Origin of the sequence: Streptomyces sp. NPDC002463, assembly GCF_042889835.1 — a bacterium.
GTDB classification, from domain to species: domain Bacteria; phylum Actinomycetota; class Actinomycetes; order Streptomycetales; family Streptomycetaceae; genus Streptomyces; species Streptomyces nymphaeiformis.
This window is the reverse complement of the sequence record NZ_JBIARL010000016.1, coordinates 169,186-194,791: the sequence shown is the minus strand read 5'-3', so window position 1 is coordinate 194,791 and position 25,606 is coordinate 169,186. Positions and strand designations below refer to the sequence as shown.

At 74.1% G+C, this 25,606-nt stretch carries 25 protein-coding genes and 1 pseudogene; 13 read left to right on the top strand and 13 right to left on the bottom strand.

Features of this window, described 5'->3' with window-relative positions; all coding sequences use genetic code 11:
• The first annotated feature begins 91 nt into the window (after positions 1–91).
• The 3 genes from ACFYX3_RS29795 (at position 92) to ACFYX3_RS29785 (ending at position 3,964) form a co-directional block, all read left to right on the top strand.
• Positions 92–2,626, top strand: a complete 2,535-nt coding sequence (locus tag ACFYX3_RS29795) for a SpoIIE family protein phosphatase (RefSeq protein WP_389019675.1) — start codon at positions 92–94, stop codon at positions 2,624–2,626.
• Between the two features lie 132 nt (positions 2,627–2,758).
• Complete coding sequence (locus tag ACFYX3_RS29790) at positions 2,759–3,007, top strand: type B 50S ribosomal protein L31 (RefSeq protein ID WP_376594964.1); 249 nt, start codon at positions 2,759–2,761, stop codon at positions 3,005–3,007.
• 120 nt (positions 3,008–3,127) lie between these two features.
• On the top strand, positions 3,128–3,964 hold the full coding sequence (locus ACFYX3_RS29785; RefSeq protein ID WP_389019672.1) for an SDR family oxidoreductase: 837 nt from the start codon (positions 3,128–3,130) through the stop codon (positions 3,962–3,964).
• Positions 3,965–4,192: 228 nt separating this feature from the next.
• On the opposite strand, the gene ACFYX3_RS29780 is transcribed toward ACFYX3_RS29785, so the two are convergent.
• The 3 genes from ACFYX3_RS29780 to ACFYX3_RS29770 form a co-directional block, all read right to left on the bottom strand.
• The gene (locus ACFYX3_RS29780; RefSeq protein ID WP_389019669.1) at positions 4,193–4,693 is read right to left on the bottom strand and encodes a peptidylprolyl isomerase; all 501 of its coding nucleotides are present in this window, start codon (positions 4,691–4,693) and stop codon (positions 4,193–4,195) included.
• A gap of 125 nt (positions 4,694–4,818) precedes the next feature.
• Positions 4,819–5,031 carry a hypothetical protein gene (locus tag ACFYX3_RS29775; RefSeq protein ID WP_376590545.1) on the bottom strand — a complete coding sequence of 71 codons (213 nt, stop codon included), beginning with the start codon at positions 5,029–5,031 and terminating at the stop codon, positions 4,819–4,821.
• A 30-nt stretch (positions 5,032–5,061) separates the two neighbouring features.
• The gene (locus tag ACFYX3_RS29770) at positions 5,062–5,709 is read right to left on the bottom strand and encodes a DUF6629 family protein (RefSeq protein WP_389019665.1); all 648 of its coding nucleotides are present in this window, start codon (positions 5,707–5,709) and stop codon (positions 5,062–5,064) included.
• Positions 5,710–5,818: 109 nt separating this feature from the next.
• Between ACFYX3_RS29770 and ACFYX3_RS29765 the strand changes: the two genes are divergently transcribed.
• Complete coding sequence (locus ACFYX3_RS29765) at positions 5,819–6,343, top strand: hypothetical protein (protein ID WP_376590549.1); 525 nt, start codon at positions 5,819–5,821, stop codon at positions 6,341–6,343.
• Between the two features lie 42 nt (positions 6,344–6,385).
• Here the strand turns inward: ACFYX3_RS29765 and ACFYX3_RS29760 are convergent, their stop codons facing one another.
• The 3 genes from ACFYX3_RS29760 to ACFYX3_RS29750 form a co-directional block, all read right to left on the bottom strand.
• Positions 6,386–6,889: an NUDIX domain-containing protein gene (locus ACFYX3_RS29760; protein ID WP_376590551.1), complete on the bottom strand. Its 504-nt coding sequence runs from the start codon at positions 6,887–6,889 to the stop codon at positions 6,386–6,388.
• A gap of 112 nt (positions 6,890–7,001) precedes the next feature.
• Positions 7,002–7,682, bottom strand: coding sequence for a response regulator transcription factor (locus ACFYX3_RS29755; protein WP_116164359.1), 681 nt, complete (start codon positions 7,680–7,682; stop codon positions 7,002–7,004).
• Positions 7,679–9,028: a sensor histidine kinase gene (locus ACFYX3_RS29750; RefSeq protein ID WP_389019659.1), complete on the bottom strand. Its 1,350-nt coding sequence runs from the start codon at positions 9,026–9,028 to the stop codon at positions 7,679–7,681. Before ACFYX3_RS29750 ends, ACFYX3_RS29755 begins: the two co-directional genes overlap by 4 nt.
• Before the next feature lie 133 nt (positions 9,029–9,161).
• On the opposite strand from ACFYX3_RS29750, the gene ACFYX3_RS29745 reads away from it, so the two are divergent.
• Positions 9,162–10,070 carry an ABC transporter ATP-binding protein gene (locus tag ACFYX3_RS29745; RefSeq protein ID WP_389019656.1) on the top strand — a complete coding sequence of 303 codons (909 nt, stop codon included), beginning with the start codon at positions 9,162–9,164 and terminating at the stop codon, positions 10,068–10,070.
• On the top strand, positions 10,067–10,909 hold the full coding sequence (locus ACFYX3_RS29740; RefSeq protein WP_389019653.1) for an ABC transporter permease: 843 nt from the start codon (positions 10,067–10,069) through the stop codon (positions 10,907–10,909). The genes ACFYX3_RS29745 and ACFYX3_RS29740 overlap by 4 nt, the downstream gene beginning before the upstream one ends.
• A gap of 3 nt (positions 10,910–10,912) precedes the next feature.
• On the opposite strand, the gene ACFYX3_RS29735 is transcribed toward ACFYX3_RS29740, so the two are convergent.
• Together ACFYX3_RS29735 and ACFYX3_RS29730 are read right to left on the bottom strand one after the other, a co-directional pair.
• Positions 10,913–11,770 (bottom strand): YhjD/YihY/BrkB family envelope integrity protein, encoded by an 858-nt coding sequence (locus ACFYX3_RS29735; RefSeq protein WP_389019650.1) that lies wholly within the window; start codon positions 11,768–11,770, stop codon positions 10,913–10,915.
• Positions 11,771–11,920: 150 nt separating this feature from the next.
• Positions 11,921–12,397, bottom strand: coding sequence for a winged helix-turn-helix transcriptional regulator (locus ACFYX3_RS29730; RefSeq protein WP_376590560.1), 477 nt, complete (start codon positions 12,395–12,397; stop codon positions 11,921–11,923).
• Between the two features lie 98 nt (positions 12,398–12,495).
• Between ACFYX3_RS29730 and ACFYX3_RS29725 the strand changes: the two genes are divergently transcribed.
• The gene (locus ACFYX3_RS29725) at positions 12,496–12,987 is read left to right on the top strand and encodes a PaaI family thioesterase (RefSeq protein ID WP_389019646.1); all 492 of its coding nucleotides are present in this window, start codon (positions 12,496–12,498) and stop codon (positions 12,985–12,987) included.
• 7 nt (positions 12,988–12,994) lie between these two features.
• Here the strand turns inward: ACFYX3_RS29725 and ACFYX3_RS29720 are convergent, their stop codons facing one another.
• Both ACFYX3_RS29720 and ACFYX3_RS29715 read right to left on the bottom strand, forming a co-directional pair.
• Entirely contained in the window at positions 12,995–13,360 is a 366-nt protein-coding gene (locus tag ACFYX3_RS29720) for a luciferase family protein (protein ID WP_376590564.1), read from the bottom strand.
• Positions 13,361–13,496: 136 nt separating this feature from the next.
• Complete coding sequence (locus ACFYX3_RS29715) at positions 13,497–14,702, bottom strand: PP2C family protein-serine/threonine phosphatase (RefSeq protein ID WP_389019642.1); 1,206 nt, start codon at positions 14,700–14,702, stop codon at positions 13,497–13,499.
• Positions 14,703–14,882: 180 nt separating this feature from the next.
• On the opposite strand from ACFYX3_RS29715, the gene ACFYX3_RS29710 reads away from it, so the two are divergent.
• From ACFYX3_RS29710 to ACFYX3_RS29695, 4 genes are all read left to right on the top strand, one after another.
• The gene (locus ACFYX3_RS29710) at positions 14,883–15,752 is read left to right on the top strand and encodes an AAA family ATPase (protein WP_389019638.1); all 870 of its coding nucleotides are present in this window, start codon (positions 14,883–14,885) and stop codon (positions 15,750–15,752) included.
• A gap of 59 nt (positions 15,753–15,811) precedes the next feature.
• Complete coding sequence (locus ACFYX3_RS29705; protein WP_389019634.1) at positions 15,812–17,191, top strand: VWA domain-containing protein; 1,380 nt, start codon at positions 15,812–15,814, stop codon at positions 17,189–17,191.
• Between the two features lie 118 nt (positions 17,192–17,309).
• Entirely contained in the window at positions 17,310–17,519 is a 210-nt protein-coding gene (locus ACFYX3_RS29700) for a DNA-binding protein (protein ID WP_389019631.1), read from the top strand.
• Positions 17,520–17,568: 49 nt separating this feature from the next.
• Positions 17,569–18,156, top strand: coding sequence for a nucleosidase (locus tag ACFYX3_RS29695; protein WP_389019628.1), 588 nt, complete (start codon positions 17,569–17,571; stop codon positions 18,154–18,156).
• 18 nt (positions 18,157–18,174) lie between these two features.
• On the opposite strand, the pseudogene ACFYX3_RS29690 reads toward ACFYX3_RS29695, so the two are convergent.
• Positions 18,175–19,364: pseudogene (locus tag ACFYX3_RS29690) on the bottom strand (alpha/beta hydrolase family protein).
• Positions 19,365–19,850: 486 nt separating this feature from the next.
• On the opposite strand from ACFYX3_RS29690, the gene ACFYX3_RS29685 reads away from it, so the two are divergent.
• Together ACFYX3_RS29685 and ACFYX3_RS29680 are read left to right on the top strand one after the other, a co-directional pair.
• Positions 19,851–20,972, top strand: a complete 1,122-nt coding sequence (locus ACFYX3_RS29685) for an LLM class flavin-dependent oxidoreductase (RefSeq protein ID WP_389019625.1) — start codon at positions 19,851–19,853, stop codon at positions 20,970–20,972.
• Positions 20,969–22,333, top strand: coding sequence for an NtaA/DmoA family FMN-dependent monooxygenase (locus ACFYX3_RS29680; RefSeq protein WP_389019621.1), 1,365 nt, complete (start codon positions 20,969–20,971; stop codon positions 22,331–22,333). Before ACFYX3_RS29685 ends, ACFYX3_RS29680 begins: the two co-directional genes overlap by 4 nt.
• 42 nt (positions 22,334–22,375) lie before the next feature.
• Here ACFYX3_RS29680 and ACFYX3_RS29675 read toward each other — a convergent pair whose 3' ends face one another.
• Positions 22,376–24,283, bottom strand: coding sequence for a CocE/NonD family hydrolase C-terminal non-catalytic domain-containing protein (locus ACFYX3_RS29675; RefSeq protein WP_389019618.1), 1,908 nt, complete (start codon positions 24,281–24,283; stop codon positions 22,376–22,378).
• A gap of 209 nt (positions 24,284–24,492) precedes the next feature.
• Positions 24,493–25,605, bottom strand: coding sequence for a PP2C family protein-serine/threonine phosphatase (locus ACFYX3_RS29670; protein WP_389019615.1), 1,113 nt, complete (start codon positions 25,603–25,605; stop codon positions 24,493–24,495).
• Position 25,606 lies beyond the last annotated feature (1 nt).

The following is a 25,606-nucleotide window of genomic DNA, read 5'->3' as shown; positions in this document are numbered from 1 at the left end:
GCCTCCCGGACCGGCTGCACGTCGGGCCCCGGAGCCGGGGCGTCTCCGGTCCGGGATGCGGGTGCTTTCGCATCGGGGGCATGCTGGCTGTGTGACCTCGCACGGCGCGCCCGGCCCCGGCCCGGTGGGCGGCACCGGGATTCCGCCCGGGAGCGAAGCCGCCATCGGGCCTGTATCCGGCGCGCTGACCTGGGCCCTCGCGGAGGCGGCCCTCGCGGCGGTGGAGGAGGTCGGCGGTTACGCGGGCGGGGTCTACCTGCGCTCCGGCACCCCGGGGCTGCTGCGGCTCGCGGTCCTGGTGGGACTGCCGGGGCCGCTGTTCCGTCCGTGGTGGCGGATGCACGCGAACCGGCCGTTCCCCGTCGCGGAGGTGCACCGCTCCGGGCAGTCCGTCCATCTCGCCGACGTCGAGGAGGCCATGCGGCGGTTCCCCCAGCTGGTGGCGAGCCTGCCGTTCCCCTTCGCCTCGCTGTACGCGCCGGTGGTCGCGGGCCGTGAGCACTTCGGCGTGCTCGTGGCGCTGCGTTCACCGACCCCGGGGGTGCCGGTGAACGCGCGGGACCGGAACCGGATGACCCGGGGCGCACTCCGCCTCGGCGAGACCCTGGCCGATCTGGCACGGCAGGGGACGGAGGTCGAGTGGCCCGGGGACCCGGTGTGCGTGCAGCTGCCGACCGGTTCGGGGCCCCCGGTCCGCTTCGGCTCGTTCGCCTGGGACCTGGAGACGGGCACGGTCACGCTGGACGACGGCCTCCGGGCCGTCCTCGGAGCAGAAGTCACCTCGCCGTGCTCGGTCGAGGTGCTCACGTCGCTCCTCGACCCCGAGGACGGGTACGCGCTGTGGGCGGCGGCCCGGCAGGCGACCGGGGCGGACGGGCGGCCGTCGGTCCGCAGGATCCACTTGAGGGGGCCGGACGGCGGCCTCCACCTCCTCGAGGTGTCCGCGCGGGCGCGGCGGGCCGCACCGGGGACGGGGCCCGCGGGCGGCGGCCGGCTGGAGGGCACGCTCGTGGACCTCGGTACGGGTCTGGTCGGCTCGGACGCCACGGACCGGCTGCCGCGGGCCATTCTGGCCGCCGACCGGCTGGGCCGCGTCACCTACGTCAACGAGCGGACGGAGCATCTGCTGGGCCGGCCGCGCCGGGCGCTGGCGGGGCGGCCGCTGTGGGACGCGCTGCCCTGGTTCGGTCACCCCTTCCACGAGGAGCAGCTGCGCGCCGCGCTGCTCTCCGGTGAACCGGTGCGCTTCCTCGCCCGCCCGGAGCGTGGCCGCTGGCTGTCGGTCTCGCTCTACCCCGGCCGGGACGGGGTGACGATGGTGCTGGTCCCGGAGGAGCAACCGGTGCCGGTCGCCCGTGGAGCCGCGCGCGGCCGTCGGCGGACGGACGACGTCCTGACGGAACCGGGCGACCGGGCGGCGGAGCTGTACCGGCCGGTGGCCCTGGCGATCGCGCTCTCCGAGGCGGTGACGGCGCGCCAGGTGTCGGCCGTGGTGACGGAGGAGCTGCTGCCCGCGTTCGGCGGACGGCAGCTGGCGATCTATCTGCTGAGCGACCGGCGGCTCTATCTGGCCTGGGAGACGGGCTTCCCGCCGGGGTTCCTCGAACCCTTCGACGGGGTGGCCCTGGACGCCCAGGTGCCGGGCGTGGAGACCCTGACGACCGGCAGGCCGCTCTTCTTCGAGTCCATGGAGCAGCTGGGACGGGCGTATCCGGATCTGCCGATGGACGCGCACTCGGGCGCGCGTGCCTTCCTCCCCCTGATCGCCTCCGGCCGGCCGGTGGGCTCCTGCATCCTCGGCTTCGACTCACCACGCGGGTTCAGCCCGGAGGAACGGACCGTCCTCACGGCGCTCGCGGGGCTGATCGCGCAGGCCCTGGAGCGGGCGCAGCGGTACGACACCGAATCCGCGGTCGCGCGCGGGCTGCAGGACGCGCTGCTCCCGCACCGGCTGCCGGTGCGGGAGGGGGTGGAGACGGTGGGCCGCTATCTGCCGGGCACGCAGGGCATGGACGTGGGCGGCGACTGGTACGACGTGATCGAGGCCGGCCACGGGCGGCTCGCCCTGGTGATCGGTGACGTGCAGGGGCACGGTGTGGCGGCCGCGGCCACCATGGGGCAGCTGCGCAGCGCCGTCCGGGCGTTCGCGCTGGGGGGCCATCGGCCGCAGGACGTGATGCGCGGCACCAACCGGCTCCTGATCGATCTGGACCCGGGGCAGTTCGCGAGCTGCTGCTACGTACTCCTCGACCCCGAGACGGGTGACGCGCGGGCGGTACGGGCCGGACATCCGCAGCCGCTGCTGCGGATGCCTGACGGTACGACGGAGCAGGTGGAGCTGGCGGGCGGGATGGTCCTCGGGGTCGACGTCCGGGCGTCGTACCCGGTGACACGGCTGCGGTTGGCTCCGGGGGCGGTCCTCGCGCTGTTCACGGACGGTCTGGTGGAGCGGCCGGGCCAGGACATCGACGAGGGGATCGGGCGGCTGAGCCGCGCCTTCGCAGCAACAGGGTCGCTGGCGCTCGCGGAGACGGCCGACCGGCTGATCCGGGAGGCCCGGGCGGCCACGTCCCGGCCGGACGACATCGCGCTGCTGCTCGCGGCGCGGTGGGCGGACGGCGGCTGAGCTCTCCTCGCGGGCCGGAGGGTTTCACCCGGTCGGGCCCGTGGCACTGGTCGACGGCCTCCTGCCCGGGGAGGCTGGGAGTGCCGTGCCGATCAGGCCGGACGAGTCAGGGCGGCAGCCCGAGGAGGACACGTGCAGCAGGACAAGCAGCCCGAGTACGGCCCCGTGGTGTTCCGTGACCGCTCTGCGGGGTACGCGTTTCTGACCAGGTCCACCGCGACCAGCGACCGGACCATCGAGTGGGACGACGGCAACACGTACCCGGTGATCGACGTCGAGATCTCCTCCGAGAGCCACCCGTTCTACACGGGCACGGCGCGGACGGTGGACTCCGAGGGCCGGATCGCCAAGTTCGAGCGCCGGTTCGGCGAGCAGAAGTGAGGTCTCCCGAAATCGGTCCGTGAAACTGGCCAGGAGATGGCCAGTTCGCCTTCCAGGATGAGGTCACGAAGACGGCGGGGCGCTCGCGCTCCGCCACGGACTCCCTGGAGGGGAACAGCTGTGATCGTGGTGACCGGAGCGACCGGAAACGTCGGGCGACCGCTGGTGGAGATGCTGGCCGCGGCCGGCGAGGAGGTCACGGCGGTGAGCCGCCGTCCGGCCGGGGACCTGCCCGCCGGTGTGACGCACCGGCAGGGCGACCTGGCCGATGTCGACGGCCTCAAGGGGGTGTTCGAGGGTGCCGAGGCCGTCTATCTGCTCGTCGCGGGTCTCGGCGATGAGCTGCGTCCGCGCGAGATCGTGGCGGCGGCGGTGGCCTGCGGGGTGCGGCGGATCGTGTTCCAGTCCTCGCAGCTGGTGGGGACGCGGACCGGTTCCGTGTCGCACGAGATCCTGCGGGCGTTCGAGACGGCGGTACGGGAGTCGGGCGTCGAGTGGACGGTGCTGCGGCCCGGCGGCTTCGCGTCCAACGCCTTCCTGTGGGCCGAGCAGGTGCGCTCGGCCCGTACCGTCACGGCTCCGTTCGCCGATGTGGCGCTGCCGGTGGTGGACCCGGCGGACATCGCGGGGGTCGCGGTCGCCGCGTTGCGCGACCCGGGGCATTCCGGCCGGACGTACGTCCTGACCGGGCCGGTCGCGGTCTCGCCGCGTGATCAGGTGCGGGCGCTGGCCGAGGCGCTGGACGCTCCCGTGGAGTTCGTGGCGCAGAGCGCGAGCGAGGCCCGGGCGCAGCTGGTGCGGTTCCTGCCGGAGGAGGCCGTCGACGGGATGCTGTCGGTGATGGGCGAGCCCCGCGCGGACGAGCAGCGGGTGAGCCCCGACGTGGAGCGGGTGCTCGGGCGGGCGCCCCGGCCCTTCTCGGCGTGGGCGGAACGAAACGCGCCGGCCTTCGTCTGAAGCCCCGAAGGCCTGGGGCCCGGAGGTCTGAAGCCCCGGAGGTCCGGAGACGCCTGAGGCCTGGAGACCCGGCAGGCCCAAGGGCGTGGAGACCGTGCGACCGAGGGGCCTCGGGACCGGGCGGGAGTTCACCGCGGAGGCGGGGACGCGCGTCCGGTGGACCGCGTTCCCCGCCCCGTCCGGGTGCGAGCAGGGGCTCCAGGCCCTCCGCTCAGCTCAGGAAGGCGTTCAGGCCTTCACGATGCCGGACTCGGCGACCCGGATCTTGGCCTTGGTGGCGCCGGAGGCGGAGCCGAGCGACTCGATCTTCTTGACCAGGTCCTGGCCCTCGACGACCTCGCCGAAGACGACGTGCTTGCCGTCGAGCCAGTCGGTGACGATCGTGGTGATGAAGAACTGCGAGCCGTTGGTGTTCTTGCCGGCGTTGGCCATCGAGAGCAGGAACGGGCGGTCGTGCTTCAGCTTGAAGTTCTCGTCCGGGAACTTCTCGCCCCAGATGCTCTTGCCGCCGGTGCCGTTCTCGTTGGTGAAGTCGCCGCCCTGAAGCATGAAGTTCGGGATGACGCGGTGGAACGGGGAGCCGGCGTAGCCGAAGCCCTTCTCGCCGGTGGCGAGGGTGCGGAAGTTCTCCGCCGTCTTCGGGACGACGTCGTCGAACAGCTTGAAGGTGATGCGGCCCGCGGGCTCGTCGTTGATGGTGATGTCGAAGTAAACGTTCTCGTTGCTCATGGGGACATCCTGTCATTACTCACGTACGGCGCGCGCACGGGCCGCCTCCTCCCGGGTCACGGCGCGTCGGTGCCCCGTGTTCCGCCGGGGAACACGGGGCACCGGCCGCCACCTGGGACGCGAGGTCAGAGCAGCCCGCCGGCCTGCTGGTTCTGGAGGGCGCCCTCGGCGCCCTGGACGGTCTCGTGGAGGACGGTCGCGGTCTGGTCGTCCTGGAGGAGGCCCGTGGTGCCGGCCAGGGGGCTCTCCGCGGCGCTGGCCTGCGGCGGCGGCGTGACGATGGCGGTGACGACGCCTGCGGCGAGGGAGGCGATGGCGAGCATGCTGCGCTTCTTCATGCCCTGGTCAACTACTGAGAGGCCGTCGGGTTACGGCCGGCCGGCCTCGGATCCGTACGCGGCCGCGACCGGCCGCCGCCCGCGTACCCAGGCGAACAGCAGCAGCGAGGCGGCCGCAGCGAGCGCGCACCAGGTCGAGACGAACGCGGTGCGCCACAGGAGGGCGCAGACGACCGCTCCGGTACCGGTGACGAGTCCCAGAATCCGTAGGAGCCGGTCGCGGGCGAGGAGCAGCGCTCCGACGGTCGCGAGCAGGTATCCGGCGAGGACGAGCGGGGCGTACGGCAGGTCGACGGCGTAGCCGAGGGTGTGGCCGCGGATATCGGCCGCGACGGGGTGGACGGCGAGGCGGTACGCGAGGACGGCGGCGGTCACGAGTCCGGCGGCGAGCGGTGCGAGCAGGCGTGGCCGGTCGGCGGGGCGGGCGGCGGTCAGGACGCCCAGCGGCACCCAGAGGGGCAGCAGGGGAAGCGCGATCGCGGCCCAGGCGAGGGTGGCGGGTCCGGTGCCGCCGCCCGCGTGCCAGACGGCGGCCTCCACGACCTGGTGGGCGCCGAGGAGGAGGGGCAGGGCGGCGAGCGGGGCGTCCCCGGGGCGGCGTACGGAGGCGAGGGAGGCGACGCCGACGGCGGCGATCCCGAGACCCGCCCAGAGGTCGGCGGTCGCACTCCAGCACATGGGAACTTTTTACCCCATATACCGCAGAACGGGTGGAACCGTATCGTGGTGGTGGTTGTCTCTGCCAGTGACACCACTGTCCCCGGAACAGCAGAAATTGGGGGACGTCATGCTTCACCGCCACACCCTCGCGGCCGTCGCCGCAGGAATCCTGCTGACCGCCGGGATCGGCGCCACGATCCCGGCAGGCGCCGCCAACGCCCCGGCCCTGAACGCCTCGACCCCGGCCACGGCCCAGGTCGTCAACGTCCGCTGGGGCGGCCACGCCACCTTCGACCGGCTCGTGATCGACGTCCGGGGGGCCATGCCCCCGGTCACCGTCCATCAGGTCCGCTCGCTGTACTACGACGGATCGGGAAACAGGGTCCCGCTCGCGGGGAAGCACTTCCTGGAGATCAAGCTCTCCCCCGCGACCGCCCACGACGACGCCGGCCGGTCCGTCTATCACGGCCCCCGGCTGCTGAAGATCCATCTGCCCGCGCTCAAGGGGGTCGCACTGACCGGCGACTTCGAGGGCGTGGTCACCATCGGAGCCGCCTTCGACACCAAGCCCGACTTCAAGACCTTCCGACTGCACTCGCCGGAGCGCTTCGTCGTCGACATCGCCCACCCGATGACGGGCTGCGGCGCCTGAGCGCACACGGGTGGGGCCCGTCCCTGCGGACGGGCCCCACCGTCACGTTCCGGTGGGGCCGCTCTCCACGTACACGGTGGAGCCGGTCCTTCGCGCCCGGTCGATCTCGGCGAGGCGGGCGAACTCGCGCGGGTGCATCTCCCGCTCCCATTCGTCCAGGGTCCGCAGGCGGTATTCGCTGTGCTCCTCCGGGTCGAGGACGACGGAGGCGATCTGCTCGTCCGTCAGCTCGCCCCCGTCGAAGATGAAGCCGATGTGGTTGGCCGGCCAGTCCTCGCCCCGGTGCGTGACGAAGTCGGCGGCGAGGAGGCGCGGCTCGCCGGTGAAGACGAGCCCGGTCTCCTCGTGGCACTCGCGCACGGCGGTCTCCCAGGGGGTCTCCCCCGGGTCCATGTTGCCGCCGGGCCACTGCCACGGCTCCGTCGTGTAGGTGGCCCGCAGCTGGAAGGGGCGGCCGGCGGTGTCGGTGAAGTAGAGGCAGGCGTACGCCGTCGCTCTCGGCAGCGTGTCGACGTACTCGGCGGGCGGCAGCCAGGTGTTCGCCATGGGCGGCTCTCTCTCGACGGACCGGATGGGTCGCTTCCATCCAAGCGGTCCTGAGCGGGCCGGCCGGCGGCTCGCGAGTGGATCACCGGATCGTGTGAGAGCCGCCGGACCGTCAGACGGCGGAGACCAGTCCCGCCTCGTACGCGATGATCACGAGCTGTACGCGGTCGCGGGCGTCCAGCTTGGCGAGCAGCCTGGTCACGTAGGTCTTCGCGGTGGCGATGCTGATGTGGAGCGTGCCGGCGATCTCGGTGTTGGAGAGGCCGCGTCCGACGAGGGTGAGGACCTCGCGCTCGCGGTCGGTGATGCCCTCGGCGCGGCGGCGCGGTGCGGCGGGCGCGGTCCTGGGGCGGTCGGTGAACTGCTTGATGAGGCGCCGCGTGACGCTGGGCGCGATGAGGGCGTCACCGGAGGCGACGACGCGGACGGCGGCCAGGATGTCGTCCAGGGCCATGTCCTTGACGAGGAATCCGGACGCGCCCGCGTGGAGCGCCGCGTACACGTGGTCGTCGTCGTCGAAGGTGGTGAGGACGACGACGCGGGCGCCGGTGGGGCCCTCGGTGATGACGCGGGTGGCCTCGATGCCGTCCGTGCCGGGCATCCTCAGGTCCATGACGGCGACGTCGGCGCCGGTCTCCTCGACGAGACGGACGGCTTCGGCGCCGTTCGCGGCCTCGCCGACCACGACGAGGTCCGTCGTGTCGGTGATGACCATCCGGAGCGCGGTGCGCACCAGGGGCTGGTCGTCGGCGAGGACGACGCGGACCGGCTGCTCGGCGGTGGTCTGGCTCATCGGGGGGTGACTCCTGTGGGCAGGGGAAGGCGGGCGGTGACGCGGAAGCCGCCGCCGTGGCGGGGTCCCGCGCTGAACTCTCCGTGCAGCACCGCGACGCGCTCACGCATCCCGGTCAGGCCGTATCCGGAGCCGGGTCCGGGGCTCACGCGCGCGTGGCCGGGGACGGGGCCACGGTCCTCGACGGTGACGGCGAGGGTCTCGGGGTCGCGCTGGTCCACGGTGACGGTGCAGGAGTCGGCGCCCGAGTGCCGTACGACGTTGGTGACGGACTCCTGGACGATCCGGAAGGCGGAGAGGTCGATGTCCGGAGGGATCGGGCACGGGGCGCCGGCCCTGCGGACGGCGACCCGGACACCGGCGTTCCCGGTGAGTTCGGCGAGCCGGTCGAGGGCGGCGAGACCCGGCATCTCGGGGAGCCCCGGGAGCTCGACGGAGGCCGCGGGGCGGCCGGTGGGGGCCTCGGTGCGGCCGGTGGCGCCCGTGGCCTTCGTGGTACGGCCGGTGGGCGTCGTCGTACGGCCGGCGGCGGCCGGATCCGGCTCGGGTGCGGCCGCCTCCTCCGTGTCCGTCGTGCGCAGGGCACCGACCATGCGGCGCAGGCCGGCGAGGGTCTCGCGGCTCGCCGTCTCGATCTCGGCTAGGGCCTGCTGTGCCGCCTCGGGCTGGGTCGTGATGACGCGCCGGGCGGCGCCCGCCTGGAGAGCGACGATGCCGATGCTGTGGGCGACCGTGTCGTGCATCTCGCGGGCGATCCGGAGGCGTTCGGTGGTGACGGCCTGCTCGGCGGCCTGGGCACGGCTCCGTTCCGCGTACTCCCGGGCCTGCCCTTCCGAGCGGCCGAGGAGCCAGGCCACGAGGGCGGTCAGGGCGACGGCCAGGGTGCCCGTGGTTCCGGCGCTCCAGCCGGCGAGCAGACGGACGGCCAGGTAGACGACCAGCAGGCCCTGGGCGAGCAGGAGCGCCCGCCGGGCCTCGCGGCTGGGGCGGGCGGCGGCGATGGCGTAGAGCGCGACGTCGACCGCGAGGTACTGGGCGAAGGGGATCGCGGTGACGCCGAGGGGGGTGGTGGCGACGACCGGAGCGACGAGGAGGTAGTTGAGGGCGGCTGTCGGACGCCGGGCCAGGAGGACGCTGCCGCGCAGGGTGAGAAGAGTACCGGTGGTCAGCATGAGGAGGCCGTCCCAGCGCAGTATGACGAAGCCGGGCAGGACCTCCGGCCCCTCCTGGCCGGGCACGCGGATCCGGAGGAGGGCGGTGAAGGCCATGCCCGCGCCCCAGGCGACGGCGGCCCACCCGCCGGGTGTGACCCTCTTGAAGAACGGTGCTGACGGGGTGGCGGACATGCGGTGATCGTAGAGGGCGGTCCCCGGCGCGGACATCGGACCGAGGGTGTACGACCCGGGGTGACAGGGCCCCGGGCGATTGTCCGTGCTGGTCCGATGCCCGGCGCGGGGCCCGGGCGGCACGGTGGTTCCCATGATCGAAGTCAGGGAACTCACCAAGCGCTACGGCGCCACGACCGCCGTCGACGCGCTCACCTTCACCGTCCGGCCGGGCCGGGTCACCGGATTCCTCGGCCCCAACGGCTCGGGCAAGAGCACCACCTTGCGGATGGTCCTGGGCCTGCACGCGCCGACCAGCGGTTCGGTGACGGTCGACGGCCGGCCGTTCACGGACCGGCCGCGCGGCCTGCGGCACGTCGGCGCACTCCTCGACGCCGGGGACGTGCACGGGGGCCGGACCGCGCGGGCGCATCTGGCGGTCCTGGCGCGCAGCAACCGCATCCCGCTCTCACGGGTGGACGAGGTCCTGGAGGAGGTCGGGCTCGCGGCGGCGGCCAGGCGCCGGATCGGCGGGTACTCGCTGGGCATGCGGCAGCGGCTCGGCATCGCCGGCGCGCTGCTCGGCGACCCTCCGGTGCTGCTGTTCGACGAGCCGCTGAACGGCCTCGATCCGGAGGGTGTGAAGTGGGTGCGGGGACTTTTCCGGCGGCTGGCCGCGGAGGGCCGCACGGTCTTCGTGTCGAGTCATCTGATGACGGAGATGGAGCACACGGCGGACGAGCTGGTGGTCATCGGCCGGGGCGCGCTGATCGCGGCGGAGAGCCTGTCCGAGTTCGCCGCGCGGGGCAGGCGCCTGAGCGTGACGGTCGGCACTCCGGACCGGGCGCGCCTGACGGCACTGCTGCTCGGGGAAGGCGCGGAGGTCGAGGAGGAGGCCGGTCTGCTGACGGTGACCGGTCTTCCGGCGGCCCGCATCGGCGAACTGGCCCTGGAGCACCGGGTGCTGCTCGACCAGCTCACCACTCGTACGGCCTCCCTGGAGGAGGCGTTCATGGAACTGACCGCCGACAGCGTCGAGTACCTGGCAGGAGACGCCCGATGACGACCCTCGATGTTCCCGTGGCCTCCGTGGTGGAGCCCCGTGCCCGGTTCCGTGACCTGGTGGGGTCGGAGTGGCTGAAGCTGTGGTCGCTGCGCTCGACCGGCTGGTCGCTGCTGCTCGGCGCGCTGGCCGTGGTCGCGTTCAACTTCGGCACCGCCTGGGACCACTACCGCTACTGGCTCCAGTACGACGAGGCGGGCCGGGCCGAGTTCGTGGCGAACGACATGGCGTTGTGGGACGCCTTCACGTACAACGCGGCGCTGGTCCTGATCCTCGCCTCGGCCGCCATGGGCGTGGTCGCGGTGGTCGGCGAGTACGGCAGCGGTCTGATCCGTACGACGTTCACGGCGGTACCGGCCCGGGGCTCGCTCATGGCGGCGAAGGTGCTGGTCGTGACGGTGGTGCAGGTCCTCTTCGGGGCCGTGGTCGCGGGCGCGTCGTTCTGGTCGACGCAGGCGATGCTGTCGGCCCGGGACATCGGGCTGCCGATCACCCACCCGGGGGCACTGCGCATCGTGGTGGCCTCGGCCCTTCTCGCCCCGGTGTGCGCGCTGGCGGGGATGGCGGTCGGCGCACTGCTGCGGAAGAGCGCGGTCTCGATCGTCGGCGCGTTCGTCCTGCTCCTCCTGCTGCCCGCGGTGCTCACGGAGCGGCGTCATCTGAGCGCGGTCCTCGCGCACGCGACACCGCTGCACGCCTGGCAGCGGCTCGGGGACTCGGGACCGGCCGTCCAGGAGCCGTTCCCGTGGTCGGCGGGCGGCGCGTGGCTGGTGTTCGCGCTGTGGGCGCTGGGCGGGGCCGTGGTGACGGTTCTCGCGGTGCGGCGCCGGGACCAGTAGCGGTCACAGGGAGCGCCGCAGCCGGCGGCGGACGAGGTGCTCGTGGACGAGGCGCCCGGCGAGGGCGCCTCCGTACACGACGAAGCCGACGCCGACGAGCCAGGACTGCAGGACGAGGACCGTGCCGAACTGGCCGTACGTCACGGCGTTCGAGGCGATCAGCGGGGAGAAGACGAGCTGCGAGAAGATCCGCAGCCCGAGCAGGCCGAGCGCGGTGAGGACGGCTCCGGGGGCGAGGGCCCGCCAGCGGATGCGGCCGCAGAGCAGGAAGCGCTGCGACCACCAGAAAAAGAGGAAGGTGCCGAGGACGTCGCCGAGGGCGACGACGACGGTGACGCCGGCGGGCGCCCGGTCGGGCGCGGGGAAGGCGACGAAGAGCAGCAGGGAGCCGACCAGGACGGCGAGCCAGACGACGTGCCGCCACATGGTGTGCCAGCGGGCGGTGGGGAGGTCCCAGACCCGCTCGTACCCGGTCTGTACGGCGGACCCGAAGGTGACGCCGAAGGCCGCGAGGGCGGCGAGGCCGAAGGCGGTGGTGCGTTGCAGGGCCTGTCCCGGCTGGCCGAAGAGCCGCTCGACCTCCTCCTGCGAGACCTCGGTGACCCCGAGGCCCTGGACGAGCCAGCGGGCGAAGCCCTGGCCGCTCGCGAGGTCGGCCGCGGCGACGACGATGAGCAGGGGGACGAGGGTGAGCAGGCTGAGCGCCGCGAAGCCCATGGCGCGGTGCATGAGTTCCATGGCCCGGCCGCGGCTCCAGGCGAGGCCGACGGAGGAGGCGAGGACGCGCGCGTGGAGCCGCGCGAACCAGTGGCCGTGTTCGTCGGGGGCTCCGTCGCTCGGCGGACCGGGTGTGGAGGGCATGACTGGTGAAGTACCCGGTCGGGCACCGACGCATCGCAGGGATGCGGCCGAACGGATGACGTGAGCAGGCACGGCGATGGGAGGGGAGCGGCGGGTGCGTGGCGGGGCGTCGGCCGGCGCGGCGCGGGCGGGCAGGTGCGTGGTGGACCGTCAGCCGGCGCGGCGCGGACGGGCGGCCGGGCCCGGGCGGACGGTGACATCGCGGGGTGAGAGGAGGGCCCGCTCCTCGCCCTCGCACTGGACGACGACGCGGACGGGGGCGCCGCAGTCGGTGTGCCGGATGTCGAGGACCGGGCCCTCGGGCTCGGCGGCGTGGGTGTCGCCCCACTGCTTGAGGGCGAGGAGCACGGGCCAGAGGTCGACGCCCTTGCGGGTGAGCCGGTACTCGTGGCGGGTGCGGGCGCCGGGCTCGCGGTAGGGCTCGCTGCGCAGGACGCCGGCGGCGACGAGCTTGCGGAGCCGGTCGGCGAGGACGGCCTCCGAAAGGCCGAGGTGCTGGCGGAACTCGTCGTAGCGGCGGACGCCGTTGAAGGCCTCGCGCAGGATGAGCAGGCTCCATTTCTCGCCCACGACGTCTAGTGCACGGCGGACCGGGCAGTTCTCCGTATCCGTCTCCAGCCAGTTCATCCGCCCACTGTAGCCACCTGGCTCTGCCGTTGACAGTCAGCCGACACGGAAGCTAGCTTCGCTGTACAGAGTCAGCTGGTGAGCGGAGTGGAGTGGCGATGGGGCGGTCACGCACGGTCGAGTGGGAGGACGCCGGGGCCACCGCGCGGGCCGCGATGTCGATGGAGGGCATCGACTTCCTGCGGGAGATGGTGGCGGGCCGGCTGCCCGGGCCGCCGATCGCCGCCCTGCTCGGCTTCACCCTGGAGGAGGTCGAGCCGGGGCGCGCCGTGTTCGCGATGGAACCGGGCGAGGAGCACTACAACCCGATCGGGAGCGTGCACGGCGGGGTCTACGCGACGCTGCTCGACTCGGCCGCCGGCTGCGCGGTGCACAGCACGCTCCCGCGCGGCATGGCGTACACCTCGCTCGACCTGTCGACCCGCTTCCTCCGCCCGATCACGATGGACACGGGCAAGATCCGGGCCGTGGGCACGGTCCTCTCACAGGGACGCCGCACGGCCCTCGCGGAGGCGGGCCTGTACGACGCGGAGGACCGGCTCCTCGGTCACGCGACGAGCACCTGCATGCTCTTCCCGGTTCCTTCGTAGCCGTCTTTCAGCGGCTGCCGGAGACCGGGCGGGTGCGGGTGCAGCCGTCCGGGGCCACGTCGGGGGCGCCGCTCGCCTGGAGGGCGGCGCTCACCAGGGTGGCGAGCAGGTCGATGTCCGAGCCCATGTCCAGACGGACCGTCACCCAGCCGGATCCGGCCCGCAGCCGGACCGCGCTCGACCCGAGGAGCGCCGGGCGCAGCTTCGCGACCATGGCGCGGGTGAGGTGGACGTCCGCCTCGTGTTCGCCGTGGAAGTGGACGATCTCCTGCGTCCCGGTGCCCAGTCCGAGCTCGGCGCCGCAATGGGCGCGGCCGGGGGTCAGCGAGGGCCAGCTCATCAGACGTTCACTGGCATGCCTGGCCGTGTTCATACGAGGAGCGTGCCGGGCGCGAGGGCCGTGCACAAGCGTCCTGCCGCAACAATCCCGCCGCGGCGCAAAACAGGTCGTCGGCGGGGGTGGTGTGACCGTGCGTCACGGCAGCGCGTGGGGAGGATGTGACTCGATGTCACGGTCCCGGGCGGATACGGACGCGGGCCGCGAGGACGGCGACGTCGTCCTCCGCGTGGTGCGCGTCGAGGCGCCGGAGCACCTCCTCGACGACCCGCTCGGGGCCGCAGTCCTCGGGGAGCCGGAGGGCGGCGAGACGGGCGAGCGACATGTCGATGTCCTCCCCGCGGCGTTCGACGAGGCCGTCGGTGAAGATCAGCAGGGTCTCGCCGGGGGTGAGCGGGCGCGTGGTGGGTTCGTAGCCGCCGACGCCGGTGCCCAGCGGCGGCCCCACGGGGAGGTCGACGAGCTCCGCGGAACCGTCCGCGCCGAACACGGCGGGCGGCAGGTGCCCGGCGTTGGCGAAGGTCGCGGTGCCGCGGGACGGATCGACCTGGACGAGCAGACAGGTGGCGGGGCGGCGGGCGTCGTCCTCGGCGACCACCGAGTCGAGGTGGCGCAGCACCCGGTGCGGCGGCAGATCGGTCGAGGCGACCTCGCGGAGCGCGGCGCGGTAGGCGTTCATGTCGACGGCCGCGTCGAGGCCGTGGCCCATCACGTCGCCGACGACGAGGAGGCTGCGGCCGTAGTGGAGGCGCACGGTCTCGAACCAGTCGCCGCCGACGAGCGCGCGCGGGCCCGCCGGGAGGTAGCTGCCCGCGACCTCCAGGTTGGGGTGCGGCCGGCCCGGTTCGGCGACGAGGGCGCGCTGGAGGTGGAGGGCGGTGTCCTCGGTGGCGGCGAGCCGGCGGGCGTGACCGAGGTGCCGGGCGGCGAGCCGGGACACGTGCTGCAGCACCGCGACCTCGTCGGCGGAGAACCCGGGCCCGCTCCGCCTGACGATGACGGTGCCCATGGGGCGCCCGCCGCGGACTGCGAGGGGAACGGCGAGGCTGGGGGCCCTGTCGGCGCCGGTGCCGGCCGCGGGAATCACGTCGGCGCCGGTGGCCTTGTCGCTGCGGGTGGCGGCCCTGCCGCCGCCGGTGGCGGCCGTCAGCGCTCTGCCGCCGACCCCGGCGTCGGCCGCTCCCGCCAACGCCACCCGGCGGATCGGGCCTCCCGGTTCGTCGAGGAGGTCGACCGTGACGGAGCCGTGCAGGTGGCGGGCGAGCATGGACGCGAGTTCGCGGCACGTGGTCGTCTCGTCGAGCGTCGTGCCGATCTCGCCGATCGCCTGCTCAAGGGCGCGTGCCCTGGTCAGGAGGGCCTCGTCCCGTTCCGTCACGACACCTCCACCGCCGTGCGGGCATCCGGGTGCCATACCCGGTCCCCCATTGCACCAGCGCCCGGCGTCACGCGCGCGGCACGGGGCTCTCGCGGGACGGTTGTGCGCCGGTGGCCGATCTGATCAAGTACACCTGAGGCTACTGGCCAGTACGAGTTTTCGCTTCCCGGGGGGACAGCCATGACGACCGGATTCTTCACCTCCGTCGACGACGTCGCCGAACGGCTCGCCACGACCGGCTACCTGGCGTCGCCGGCCGTCGCCACCACCGTGTTCCTCGCCGACCGGCTGGGCAAGCCGCTGCTCGTCGAGGGCCCGGCCGGCGTCGGCAAGACGGAGCTCGCCAAGGCCGTCACCGCGGTCACGGGCGCGCGCCTGGTCCGGCTGCAGTGCTACGAGGGCGTCGACGAGTCCCGCGCGCTGTACGAGTGGAACCACGCCAAGCAGCTGCTGCGCATCACGGCGGGTCGGGGCGAGAGCTGGGACGAGACCCGGACGGACATCTTCGGCGAGGAGTTCCTGCTCCCCCGGCCGCTGCTCACCGCCATCCGGTCCGAGGAGCCGACGGTGCTGCTCGTCGACGAGACCGACAAGGCCGACGTCGAGGTGGAGGGGCTGCTCCTGGAGGTCCTCGGCGACTTCCAGGTGACCGTGCCCGAACTCGGCACGATCACCGCGACGCGACGGCCGTTCACCGTGCTCACCTCGAACGCGAGCCGCGAGCTGTCCGAGGCGCTGCGCCGGCGCTGTCTCTTCCTGCACATCGGCTTCCCCGAGGAGGAGCTGGAACGCCGGATCGTGACCCTCAAGGTCCCCGGCCTCGACGCCGCGCTCGCCGCGTCCGTCGTCCGGGTCGTGGGGGTGCTGCGGGCGATGGACCTGCGGAAGGTGCCGTCCGTGTCGGAGACGATCGACTGGGCCCGCACGCTGCTCGCGCTCGGCGCGGACCGGCTGGACGAGCGGGTCGTACGGGAGACCCTCGGCGTCCTCCTCAAGCACCAGGAGGACATCGTGAAGGCGGCGGCCAAGCTCGACCTGGACGCGGTGTGAGGCGGGCGGACGGCGCGGGCCCGGTGGGCGCGGCCGGGGCTGCGGGTAGCCCGGCGGACGTGGCCGGCACCTCCGGGGCCGTCGCGCGGATCACCGGGCTCGTCGCGGCGCTGCGTGCGCACGGGTTCGGGATCGGGACCGGTGAGACCGTGGACGCGGGGCTGGCCCTCGAAGCCGTCGGCTTCGCCGACCGGGAGCGCGTCCGGGAGGCGCTGGCGGCGACGCTGCTCCACGGAGAGGGCCAGCGGACGGTGTTCGACCAGGTCTTCGACCTGTACTTCCCGCTCGGCGCCGCTCCGGAGTCGGCCGAGGCGTACGAGAACAGCGCCGCGGACCTCGCCGCGCTCCGGGACCGGCTGGCGGAGGCCCTCACCGCCGGGGACGGCGCCGCGCTCGACAGGCTGGCCGCCGAGGCGGTGGGCGGGTTCGGCGGCTACGGCTCCGGTCCGGAGTCGGACGGCTGGTCCTCGTACCAGACGCTCTCCCGGCTGCGCCCCGAGACGCTGCTCGCCCGGGTGCGCGACCGGCTGCGGGCGGCGGCCACGACCGAGGACCCCGAGTTCACCGAGCGGCTCCTCGACGACGAGATCCGGCGGCGGATCGAGGCCTTCCGGGAGCGGGTGCGGACCGAGGCCCGGCGGCGCGTCGCCGAGCGGCAGGGCCGTGACCGGGTCGCGCGGCGGGCGGTCGCGGGAACGGCGGACAGCGTGGACTTCCTGCTGGCCGGGCGGGCGCAGCTGGACGAGTTGCGGCGTACGGTACGGCCGCTGGCGCGGAAACTGGCCACCCGGCTCGCGGCGCGGCGGCGCCGGGCGGCGCGCGGCGAGATCGATCTGCGGCGGACCCTGCGCGGCTCGCTGTCGACCGGGGGTGTGCCGGTGCGGCCGGTCCTGCGACGGCGCCGCCCCCGCCGTCCCGAACTGGTCCTGCTGTGCGACGTGTCGGGGTCGGTGGCGGGTTTCGCACAGTTCACGATGCTGCTCGTGCAGGCCTTGCACGACCAGTTCAGCCGGGTGCGGGTCTTCGCGTTCGTCAACCGGGTGGACGAGGTGACCGGGCTGATCGCGCGGGGCGCGGCGGACCCGGCGGGGCTGGGCGACCGCATCCTCGCGGAGGCGGAGCTCACCGGGTGGCACGGGCAGAGCGACTACGGGACGGCGCTCGGGGAGTTCGCCCAGCGGTACGCGGAGGCGGTCGGCCCGCGCACGGTGGTCTTCGTCCTCGGCGACGCCCGTACGAACGGTGCCGACCCGAACCTCGCGGCGCTGCGTCTCATCGCGGACCGTGCCCGCCGGGTCCACTGGCTCAACCCCGAGCAGCCCTCGCTCTGGGGCACCGGCGACTCGGTGGCACCGGCGTACGCCGAGCTCGTGGAGATGCGCCCGTGCCGGAACGCCCGGCAGCTGGGGGCGCTGATCGGCCGGCTGCTCCCGGTGTGAGCACCGGGGCCCACTCCCCCGCCCCATCCCGTCGACCGCTCCCGGCTCCCGGCTCCCGGCTCCCGGCTCCCGGCTCCCGGCTCCCGGCTCCCGGCTCCCAGCGTGGCACGATCGGTCCATGACCAACGGACCCGACCGACCTGAGACCGACCTCCCGCGCGGGATCGGAGCGCCCGCGACGCGCGCGCTCGTCGCGGCCGGGTACACCGGACTCGCCCAGCTCGCCGACGTGCCCGCCGCCGAGCTCGCGGCCCTGCACGGCGTGGGGCCGAAGGCCCTTCGGGTGCTCGGCGAGGCGCTCGCGGAGCAGGGTCTTTCGCTGGGCTGAGCACCGGCCGGTTGTACGCGGGGCGGGCCCTCGAACTAGCGTGGCCTCCATGGAACTCTTGGGAGAGATCACGGCCGACCGACCGCTGTTCGTCCTCGCCGTCAAGGAGGAGGCGCAGTTCCTCGACACGGAGCTGCCCGTCCTGCTCACCGGCATGGGCAAGGTGAACGCGGCGACCGCCCTGGCGAGCGTCCTCGGCCGGGGCCCGAAGCCGTCCGGGATCGTGAACCTCGGGACGGCCGGGGCCCTGCGGCCTGGCTGGACCGGGACGCACGTCGTCGGCACCGTGGTCCAGCACGACCTGGACGGCGAGCTGCTCGCCACGCTGACCGGCGAGACGTACGGGGCCCCGCTGACGCTGCCCGACGGCGGTGACGTGGTCCTGGCCACCGGGGACACGTTCGTCTCGGACGAGGCGGCCCGCGCCCGGCTCGCGGTGCGCGCGCCGCTCGTCGACATGGAGGGGTACGCGCTGGCCACGGCGGCCGAGCTCGCCGGGGTGCCGCTGCGCATCGTGAAGCACGTCAGCGACGAGGCCGGTGACGGCGCGGCGCGCACCTGGCGCGAATCGGTCGCCGAGTGCGCGCGGGCGCTGGCCGACTGGGCGGAGGTGAACACCCCGCACTACCGCTCCTGATCCCCGTCCCCGGGCCGCTCAGCGGTGCTGGAAGTGGACCTCCGGGTTCGCGGGCGTCGGGCCGTCGAGGATCGGGCGCGGGAGCCCGCGCAGGTGCTGGTCGAAGAAGGCGGCGACGTACGTGCGGGTGACGGCGACGGCCCGGTCGGTGGGCAGTTCCGGCTGGGGAAGGCCGAAGTGACGTGCGATCACGGGGCCGTCGGAGAAGGTGAAGTGTTCGGATCCGGCGACCGTGATCCAGCGCTTCCAGCCGTCGAGCGCGGTCCACGCCCGGTCCCAGCCGGCGTCCTGCCCGCCGGGCAGGTGCATGGTGTCGTGGGTCCCGAGCATCAGGAACGGGCGGGGCCCCGCAGGCCCTCCGCGGGGAGGTCCTCCCAGAAGGCGCCGTCCATGTTGATCCCGGCGTCGATACGAGGATCGGCCACCATGGCGGAGGCCGCGCTCGCCCCGCCGATGGAGTGGCCGGCCATGCCGACGCGGCCCGCGTCGATCACGCCTGAGTACCGCCAGACCGGCTTGGGCCCGGTGAGCCGGTCCAGGACGTACCGCATGTCGGCGGCGCGCGTCGAGGTGACGACGCTCCCGTGCACCCCGCCCTCGTCGAGGGCCGTGCAGGCGACGCAGGTGAGGGTGCGGCCGTCGGGAAGGCTGATCCCGTACGACTCGTAGGCGTGGTCGACGGACGCCACGACGTAACCCCGCGAGGCGAGGTCCTCGGCGAGATGGGTGAGCGTCCAGCGGGAGACACTGAAGCCGGGCGACAGCAGCACCAGGGGGTGACGGCCGGGCGCGGGCCGGACGTCGGTGCTGCTGTGGGTGCGTGTGCGGGCGAGCACGTCGCCGGAGACGCCCTGCCCGAGCTGCTCGGCGAGCAGCCGCGCCTCCTCCCGGGTGGCGTACGGGGCGGGGCGGCCTCCACCGGGGTGGGCGGCCGGGTAGTGGAGCGTGACCATGAGGGCACGGCCGTCGGCGGTGGGCACCCAGGGGTCGGTACGGGAGCGGTCGACGAGCGGCAGGACGGTGCTGCCGACGGCGTACGGTCCGGTGGGGGCCGGCAGCGTGGCGGGCCGCGTCACCTGCGGCGCACCGGAGGCTGCCGGAGCGCCGGCGGTGGGCGTGCCCGGGCCGGCGGCCGTGGCGATGCCGGCGGGTAAGGCGAGGGAACAGACGAGGACGGCGGCCGCGGCCGCCTTGCTGAATCGCATCATGCGGGCACGCTAGGCGCCGGGCCCGCCCCGACGCGTCCGTACACGGTCCGACGTCGCCTCAGCCCAGGGTCTGACATGGAATCCGCCCGCGGGCGGCGGGATCCCGCCCTCCGCCGCCCCGACTCCCCTCTCCTGCCGCCCTCCTGACGTCCCGGTGGACGGGACGGCCTTGACAGTGTCGAAGGCGGGCTGCCTATGGTGAGGCGTCCCCGGTCGCACCTGGCCGGGGCCTGAACCGTGGGGGAGGCACGCGTGCTCGCAGTGATCGTCGCCGCGCACGCCCCCGCCCGCCCGCGTGCCCGCCTGGTCTGCCGCCGGCACGTCGACTTCTGCCGCACCTCCTCGGCCATCTGTCCTTCCCCTCGCGCCTGACCCCGCCCCGCGTGGGTCCGCGCGTCCCGTGACGCCCCGTCGCCCGGCCCCGCGCAGCCGTGCCCCGCACCGCTGCCGTGCCGTCGCGCGTCCCTGTCGTTCGGAAGGACTCCCATGCCCCGCCCTGCCCTGCACCTGGCCGTCGAGATCGACGGCGACGGTGCCCATCCGGCCGCGTGGCGCCGTGCCGCCCACTCCCCCGGCGAACTGCTGACCCCGCGTCGGCTCGCCCGGGTGGCGGCCGTCGCCGAGAACGCCGGGTTCACCCTGGTCACCCTGGAGGACTCGATCCTCCCGCCCGAAGCCGACGGCGGCTCCGGTCCCGTGGGACGGATCGGCGCCCTGGAACGGGCCGCGTTCGTGGCCGCGTCGACGAGCGTCCTCGGCGTGGCGCCGGTCGTGGCGACCACGTACGCCGAGCCGTTCCACGTCTCCTCGCAGCTCGCCTCGCTCGACCACGTCTCGGCCGGCCGGGCCGGCTGGGTGGTGGGGACCGAGGAGGATCCGGCCGCCGCGCGCGCCTGGGGGCGGCCGGTCGTCGAGGGCGCGGACGCGCTCGCCCGTGAGGCCCGTGACGGCCTCCGTGTCGTACGGGACCTGTGGGACTCATGGGAGGACGACGCGGTGATCCGGTCGGTGGCCACGAGCCGCTATCTGGACCGGTCGCGGCTCCACGCCGTCGACTTCGTCGGGGAGACGTACTCCGTGAAGGGCCCGTCGATCGTGCCGCGTCCGCCGCAGGGCCGTCCCGTGGTCCTCGCCCGCCCGGGGCTCGTCCCGGCCGGTCTCGCCGACGTGGCGCTGGTCGGCGGGGCGACGCCCGCCGAGGCGGGAGAGGCCGCGGGGGCGACCGGCGCGCCGCTCGCGTTCGCCGAGGTCGAGGTCGCCCTCGACACCCCCGGTGAGTCGGCCCGGGAGCGGATCGCCGACCTGGAGCGGTACTCCCCCTGGGAGCCCGGCCCGGACCGGCTGCGGTACACCGGGCCCGCGGCGGGTCTGGTGGACCTCCTGGCGGAGCTCGCCGGACGTGTCGACGGCGTGCGGCTACGACCGCTCGTCCTCGACGAGGACCTGGCGGTGCTGTCCCGTCTCGTGCTGCCCGAGCTGTTCGTCCGCCGCCTCGCCGCCCGCCCGCTGCCGGGCACCACCCTGCGTACCTCCCTGGGCCTCCCCCGGCCCCTCAGCCGCTTCACGACCGACGGCGCCGCCACGCCCGTCCGGGAGGAGACCCGATGACCCGCGCCGACGCGAACGACGTTCCCCGCCCGGACGCCCGGCTGCACTTCGGGGTGTTCTTCCAGGGCGTCAACCACTGGACGATCTGGTCGGACCCCTCCAGCGGCTCCCAGATCGATCCGGCGTCCTTCCTCCGGGTGGCCAGGACCGCCGAGCGCGGGCTCTTCGACGCGTTCTTCCTCGGGGACGGCCTGCGGCTGCGCGAGTCGGAGGGCGGCATCCACGAGCTGGACGTCGCCGGCCGCCCGGACTCGATCACCCAGCTCTCCGCGCTCGCCGCCGCGACCGAGCGGATCGGGCTCGTCTCGACGTCCAACACGACCTTCAACGAGCCCGGCGACCTCGCCCGGCGGCTCGCGGGTCTCGACCTGCTCTCCGGCGGCCGCGCCGGCTGGAACGTGGTGACCACGCACAACGCCTGGACCGGCGAGAACTTCCGCCGCGGCGGCTTCCTCGACCACGCCGACCGGTACCGGCGCGCCGAGGAGTTCCTCACGGTCGCGCGGGCCGTGTGGAACGGCTGGGCGGAGGGCGCTGTCGCCGGTTCCACCGACGCCCGTTCCTGGTCGGTGCCGGGTGCGGTGGGACGCGTACGGTCGCGGACCGACCACTTCGACGTCGATCTGGCGCCGACCCTGCCGCGCAGCGCACAGGGGCATCCGGTGATCTTCCAGGCGGGCGACTCCGGCGAGGGCCGGGACTTCGCGGCCTGCAACGCGGACGTGATCTTCTCCGCGCACGGTACGGACTTCGACGACGCGCTGGCCTTCGCCGAGGACATCCGGGGCCGGCTGCGGGCGGCCGGGCGGCCGGAGGACGCCCTGCGGATCCTGCCGGGCACGGAGATCGTCATCGGGGCCACCGAGAAGGAGGCGGAGGAGAAGGCCCGCTGGGTCCGCCTGGAGCAGGTCACGCCCGCCGTCGCGCTGGGCATCGCGAGCCGGCTGTGGGGCTTCGACCTGTCCGGGCGGGACGCGGACGGGCCGCTGCCGGCCGAGGACCCGGTGGTCGCCGAGTACGACGGGAAGTTCGGCACCCGTCAGCTGGGCGAGACCTTGGACACCGTGGCCGAGTGGCGGGCGAAGGCCGACGCCAACGGCTGGTCCCTGCGCGAGACGGTCATCGAGCTCGGTCCGCAGCGCGGTCACGTCGGCACCCCGGCCGGGCTCGCGGAGAAGTTCGCCCGGTTCGCCCGGCACGGCGCCGTCGACGGCTTCAACGTCTCGCCGTACCTGGTGCCGGACGGCCTCGACGACATCGTCGACCTGCTCGTGCCGGAGCTCCAGGAGCGGGGCGCGTACCGGACGGCGTACACGGGCACGACGCTCCGGGAGCACCTGGGGCTCGCGCCGGCGGTCTGACACGGGGGCCGAGGCGGTGTCCCCGCCTCGGCTCCGGCGGCTTCACCCCAGCGGCAGTTCCAGGAAGGCCGGCGCGCCCTCCGGGGAGCTGACGACGGTCTGCGTCCACGTGACGGACGCGTCGCCGTACAGCGGGTCCTTGCTGTCGACGACCAGCATCAGACGGTGTCCTGCGGCGACGTCGTACGCGGCGGCCTGGAGCCTCCAGGTCACGGTGCGGTCCTGGTCGGGCGTCAGCCCGTACACGCTGAGCGGCTCGTGGGTGATGATCCGGGCCGTGCCGTCCTCGGCGACGTCGAAGAGGTGGGCGACGAGGCAGGCGGAGGTGGCCGTGGAGCGGACCGTGAGGCGCAGCCGAGGCACTCCGCGGATCCGGCGGCCGGGCGTTTCCTCGCCTTCCGGGGCGGTGAGCGGGGCCGTGAACGGGGCGGTGGTCCAGACGACGGCGTGCCGGCGGTCGATCTTGCGGGTGTCGTAGGTCTTGGGGTTGCCGGCCCGTTCCGCCTGGCCGGTCTTCATGAGGCCGTCCATGACGGTGGCCTCGGTGTCCACGCCCGCGAGGTACGCGCGGCGCCAGCCGGTGACCTCCGAGGGCGCCGACGTCTCGCCCGCGGGCAGGAGCCGGCCGTCGGTGCCGCCCGCGCCGTCGCCGGTGAGGCCGAGGACCTCGACACCCGTCGTGACCAGGCTCCAGTCGGCGCGGCTCTCCCGGCGGGCCTCCTCGACGATGCGGCACTCGCCGGTCGGCTCGCCCGTGCCGGGGTCAAGGACGGGTTCGGTGACGTACGTGAACATGACCTCGCTGCAGACCTGTTCCCAGTGCTCCACCCCGTTGCGCTCGCCCTTGAGGTGGTGGTCGAGCCAGGCGTACGCCTCGGCCAGGGGGAGGTTCGGCCTTCCGGGCTCCGTGCCGATGAGTCCCGGGCCCTCGGGGGCGGCGTGGTCTCCGATCCAGAGGTTGAGCCGCTTGGGGACGTCGAGGCCCTCGAAGGTCCGCAGGAGCTGGTTGACGGCGAAGAGGCCCTCGTGCCAGGTGTTCGAGAAGAAGGTCGGGGTCTCGTTGTCGTTGGTGAGGTGGAGGTACGACTCCGGGGCGCGCAGCCGGCCCCACTCGACGACCCGGTCGAGGTTCCGGTCGGCCAGGAAGTCGGCGAGGATCTCCTGGTTCCTCGCGTCGAACTTGGTCTCCACCGGGCCGCCGGTGAGCGCCAGGAGGGCCTTCACGGCCGCGAGGTGGCGGGTTCCGTGGTCGTAGAGGCTGGTGGCGAGGTTCCCCCAGGTGCTGAGGGCGACGACGGCGGTGACGCGGTCGTCGTGGGCGGCGACGAGCTGGCTGATGCCGGAGCCGTAGGACTCGCCGAGGAAGCCGATCGCGCTCGGGGCGAGGTGATCGGTCGCGAAGTCGATGACGGCGGAGCCGTCGGCCCAGTCGTGGGGTCCTGCGACGTCGACGAAGCCCTCGGAGGTGGAGGGCAGTCCGGGGATGCCGAGGCCGCGGGGCGTGTAGGCGAGGACGTGGTGGCCCCTGCAGGCGAGGTCGAGGTACGCCCGGAGGAACAGCGGCCAGCCGAAGGGGGTCCAGCCGGCCGGGACGACCACCAGCGGGTGGGGGCCGGGGCCGAGCTGCCGGAGGCTGAGGGCGGAGAGCCGGATGCCGTCCGTGGCCTCGATGCGGTGGTACGAGGGCAGGGCGCGGCTCCGTACCTCCTCGACGTCCGCGGCGAGTTCGGCGGGGAGCAGGGCCTCGGGTCCTTCGCCGGTGCCGTTCAGGAGCGCGGTGGTGAGGGTCTGGCCGAGCCGGACGACGTCGGGGTCGACGGTGCCGTCGGGGGCCCAGAGGCCGCGGCCGGTGAGGCGGGATGCCTCGGCTGCGGTGAGGCCCGCCGTGATGCCCGGGAAGCCGGGGAATTCTTCGGACGATCCGTTGGCGAAGGGGCTGTCCTGGGGCACGTGCACCCGTTCCTCTCGACTGGGCTGCTGGCGGTCCGCTCTGCGGACGGTCGCAAGCCTCACGTACCGGGAACGGAGCGACCAGAGCGCACGAACGGCGCACAGGACGCGCAACCGGGCGTCAACGGCACAAGCCGCCCCGGGCGGGTGGTTCGGAGGGTCACGGCCGGCGCCCGCCGGGCGACTCCGGCGGGTGCGGCGCGGTCGCGTCAGGCGGCCTCCGGCGGGCGGACCAGGAGGACGGCGGCCACGTCGTCGTCGAGGCCGCCCGCCCCGTAGGCGGCGAGGTCGCGGTGGAGGAGCTCGGGAAGCTCCGCGGCCGGCTGCCGGGCCCAGCCGCGCAGGCGCAGCTCCAGCGGGTAGAAGGTGCCGGCCCGGTCGCGGGTCTCGCTGACGCCGTCGGTGTACAGGAGCAGCCGGTCGCCCGGGCCGAAGGGCACCTCCTCGATCCGGTGGTGGTTTTCGGCGAGGCCCGCGAGGTTGACCGGCAGGGAGGGGTCGGCGAAGTGCACGGCCTCGACGCCGCTCCTGCGCTGGAGCAGCGGGGCGGGGTGGCCGCAGCTGAGGAGCCGTACGACGTCACGGCCGTCGGGGAGCTCCACCAGGACGACGGTGGCGAAGCGTTCGGCGGCGTCGGAGTCCGGGTCCCAGGCGCCGTAGCGGGCGAGGCCCTCGTCGAGCCGGTCCGCGAGGTCCGCGAGGTCGCGGGCCTCGTTGACGGCGGCGCGGAAGGAGCCGAGCAGGACGGAGGCGGTCTCGACGGCGCCGAGGCCCTTGCCCTGGACGTCGCCGAGCATGACGCGCACCGCGCCGGGGATCCTGACGGCCTCGTAGAAGTCGCCGCCGATCCTCGCCTTGGCCGCGGCCGCGACGTACAGCAGATGCAGCTCGAAGCGGCCGAGGCGCTCGGGCAGCGGGCGCAGGACGACCCGCTGGACGACCTCGGCGACGGCGGTGACCTCCTGCAGGTCCCGCTCGTAGCGGGTCCTGACCCGGCTGACCCAGGCCGCGACGGCGGTCACGGCGGCGATGACGGCCTCGCTGGCGAGGAGCTCGGAGGGGGACGTGACGTCCCTGGTGGGGTTGAGGAGCAAGCGGGCGGCCATGGCGAGCAGCCCGATGCCGATGGTCCCGCGCACGCTCCAGGTGACGGCGGCGAGCGCGGGCGCGGCGACGAGGAGCCGGTCGAAGCGCTCCCGGTCCGGGGTGAGGAGGTCGGCGAGGACCGTCAGGACCAGGACCAGGAAGGGCAGGGCGCGACCGAGGTTGAACTGGGTGCGCGTCGCCGTGCCGGGAGGCGGGCGGTGACCGGCTGCGGGCATC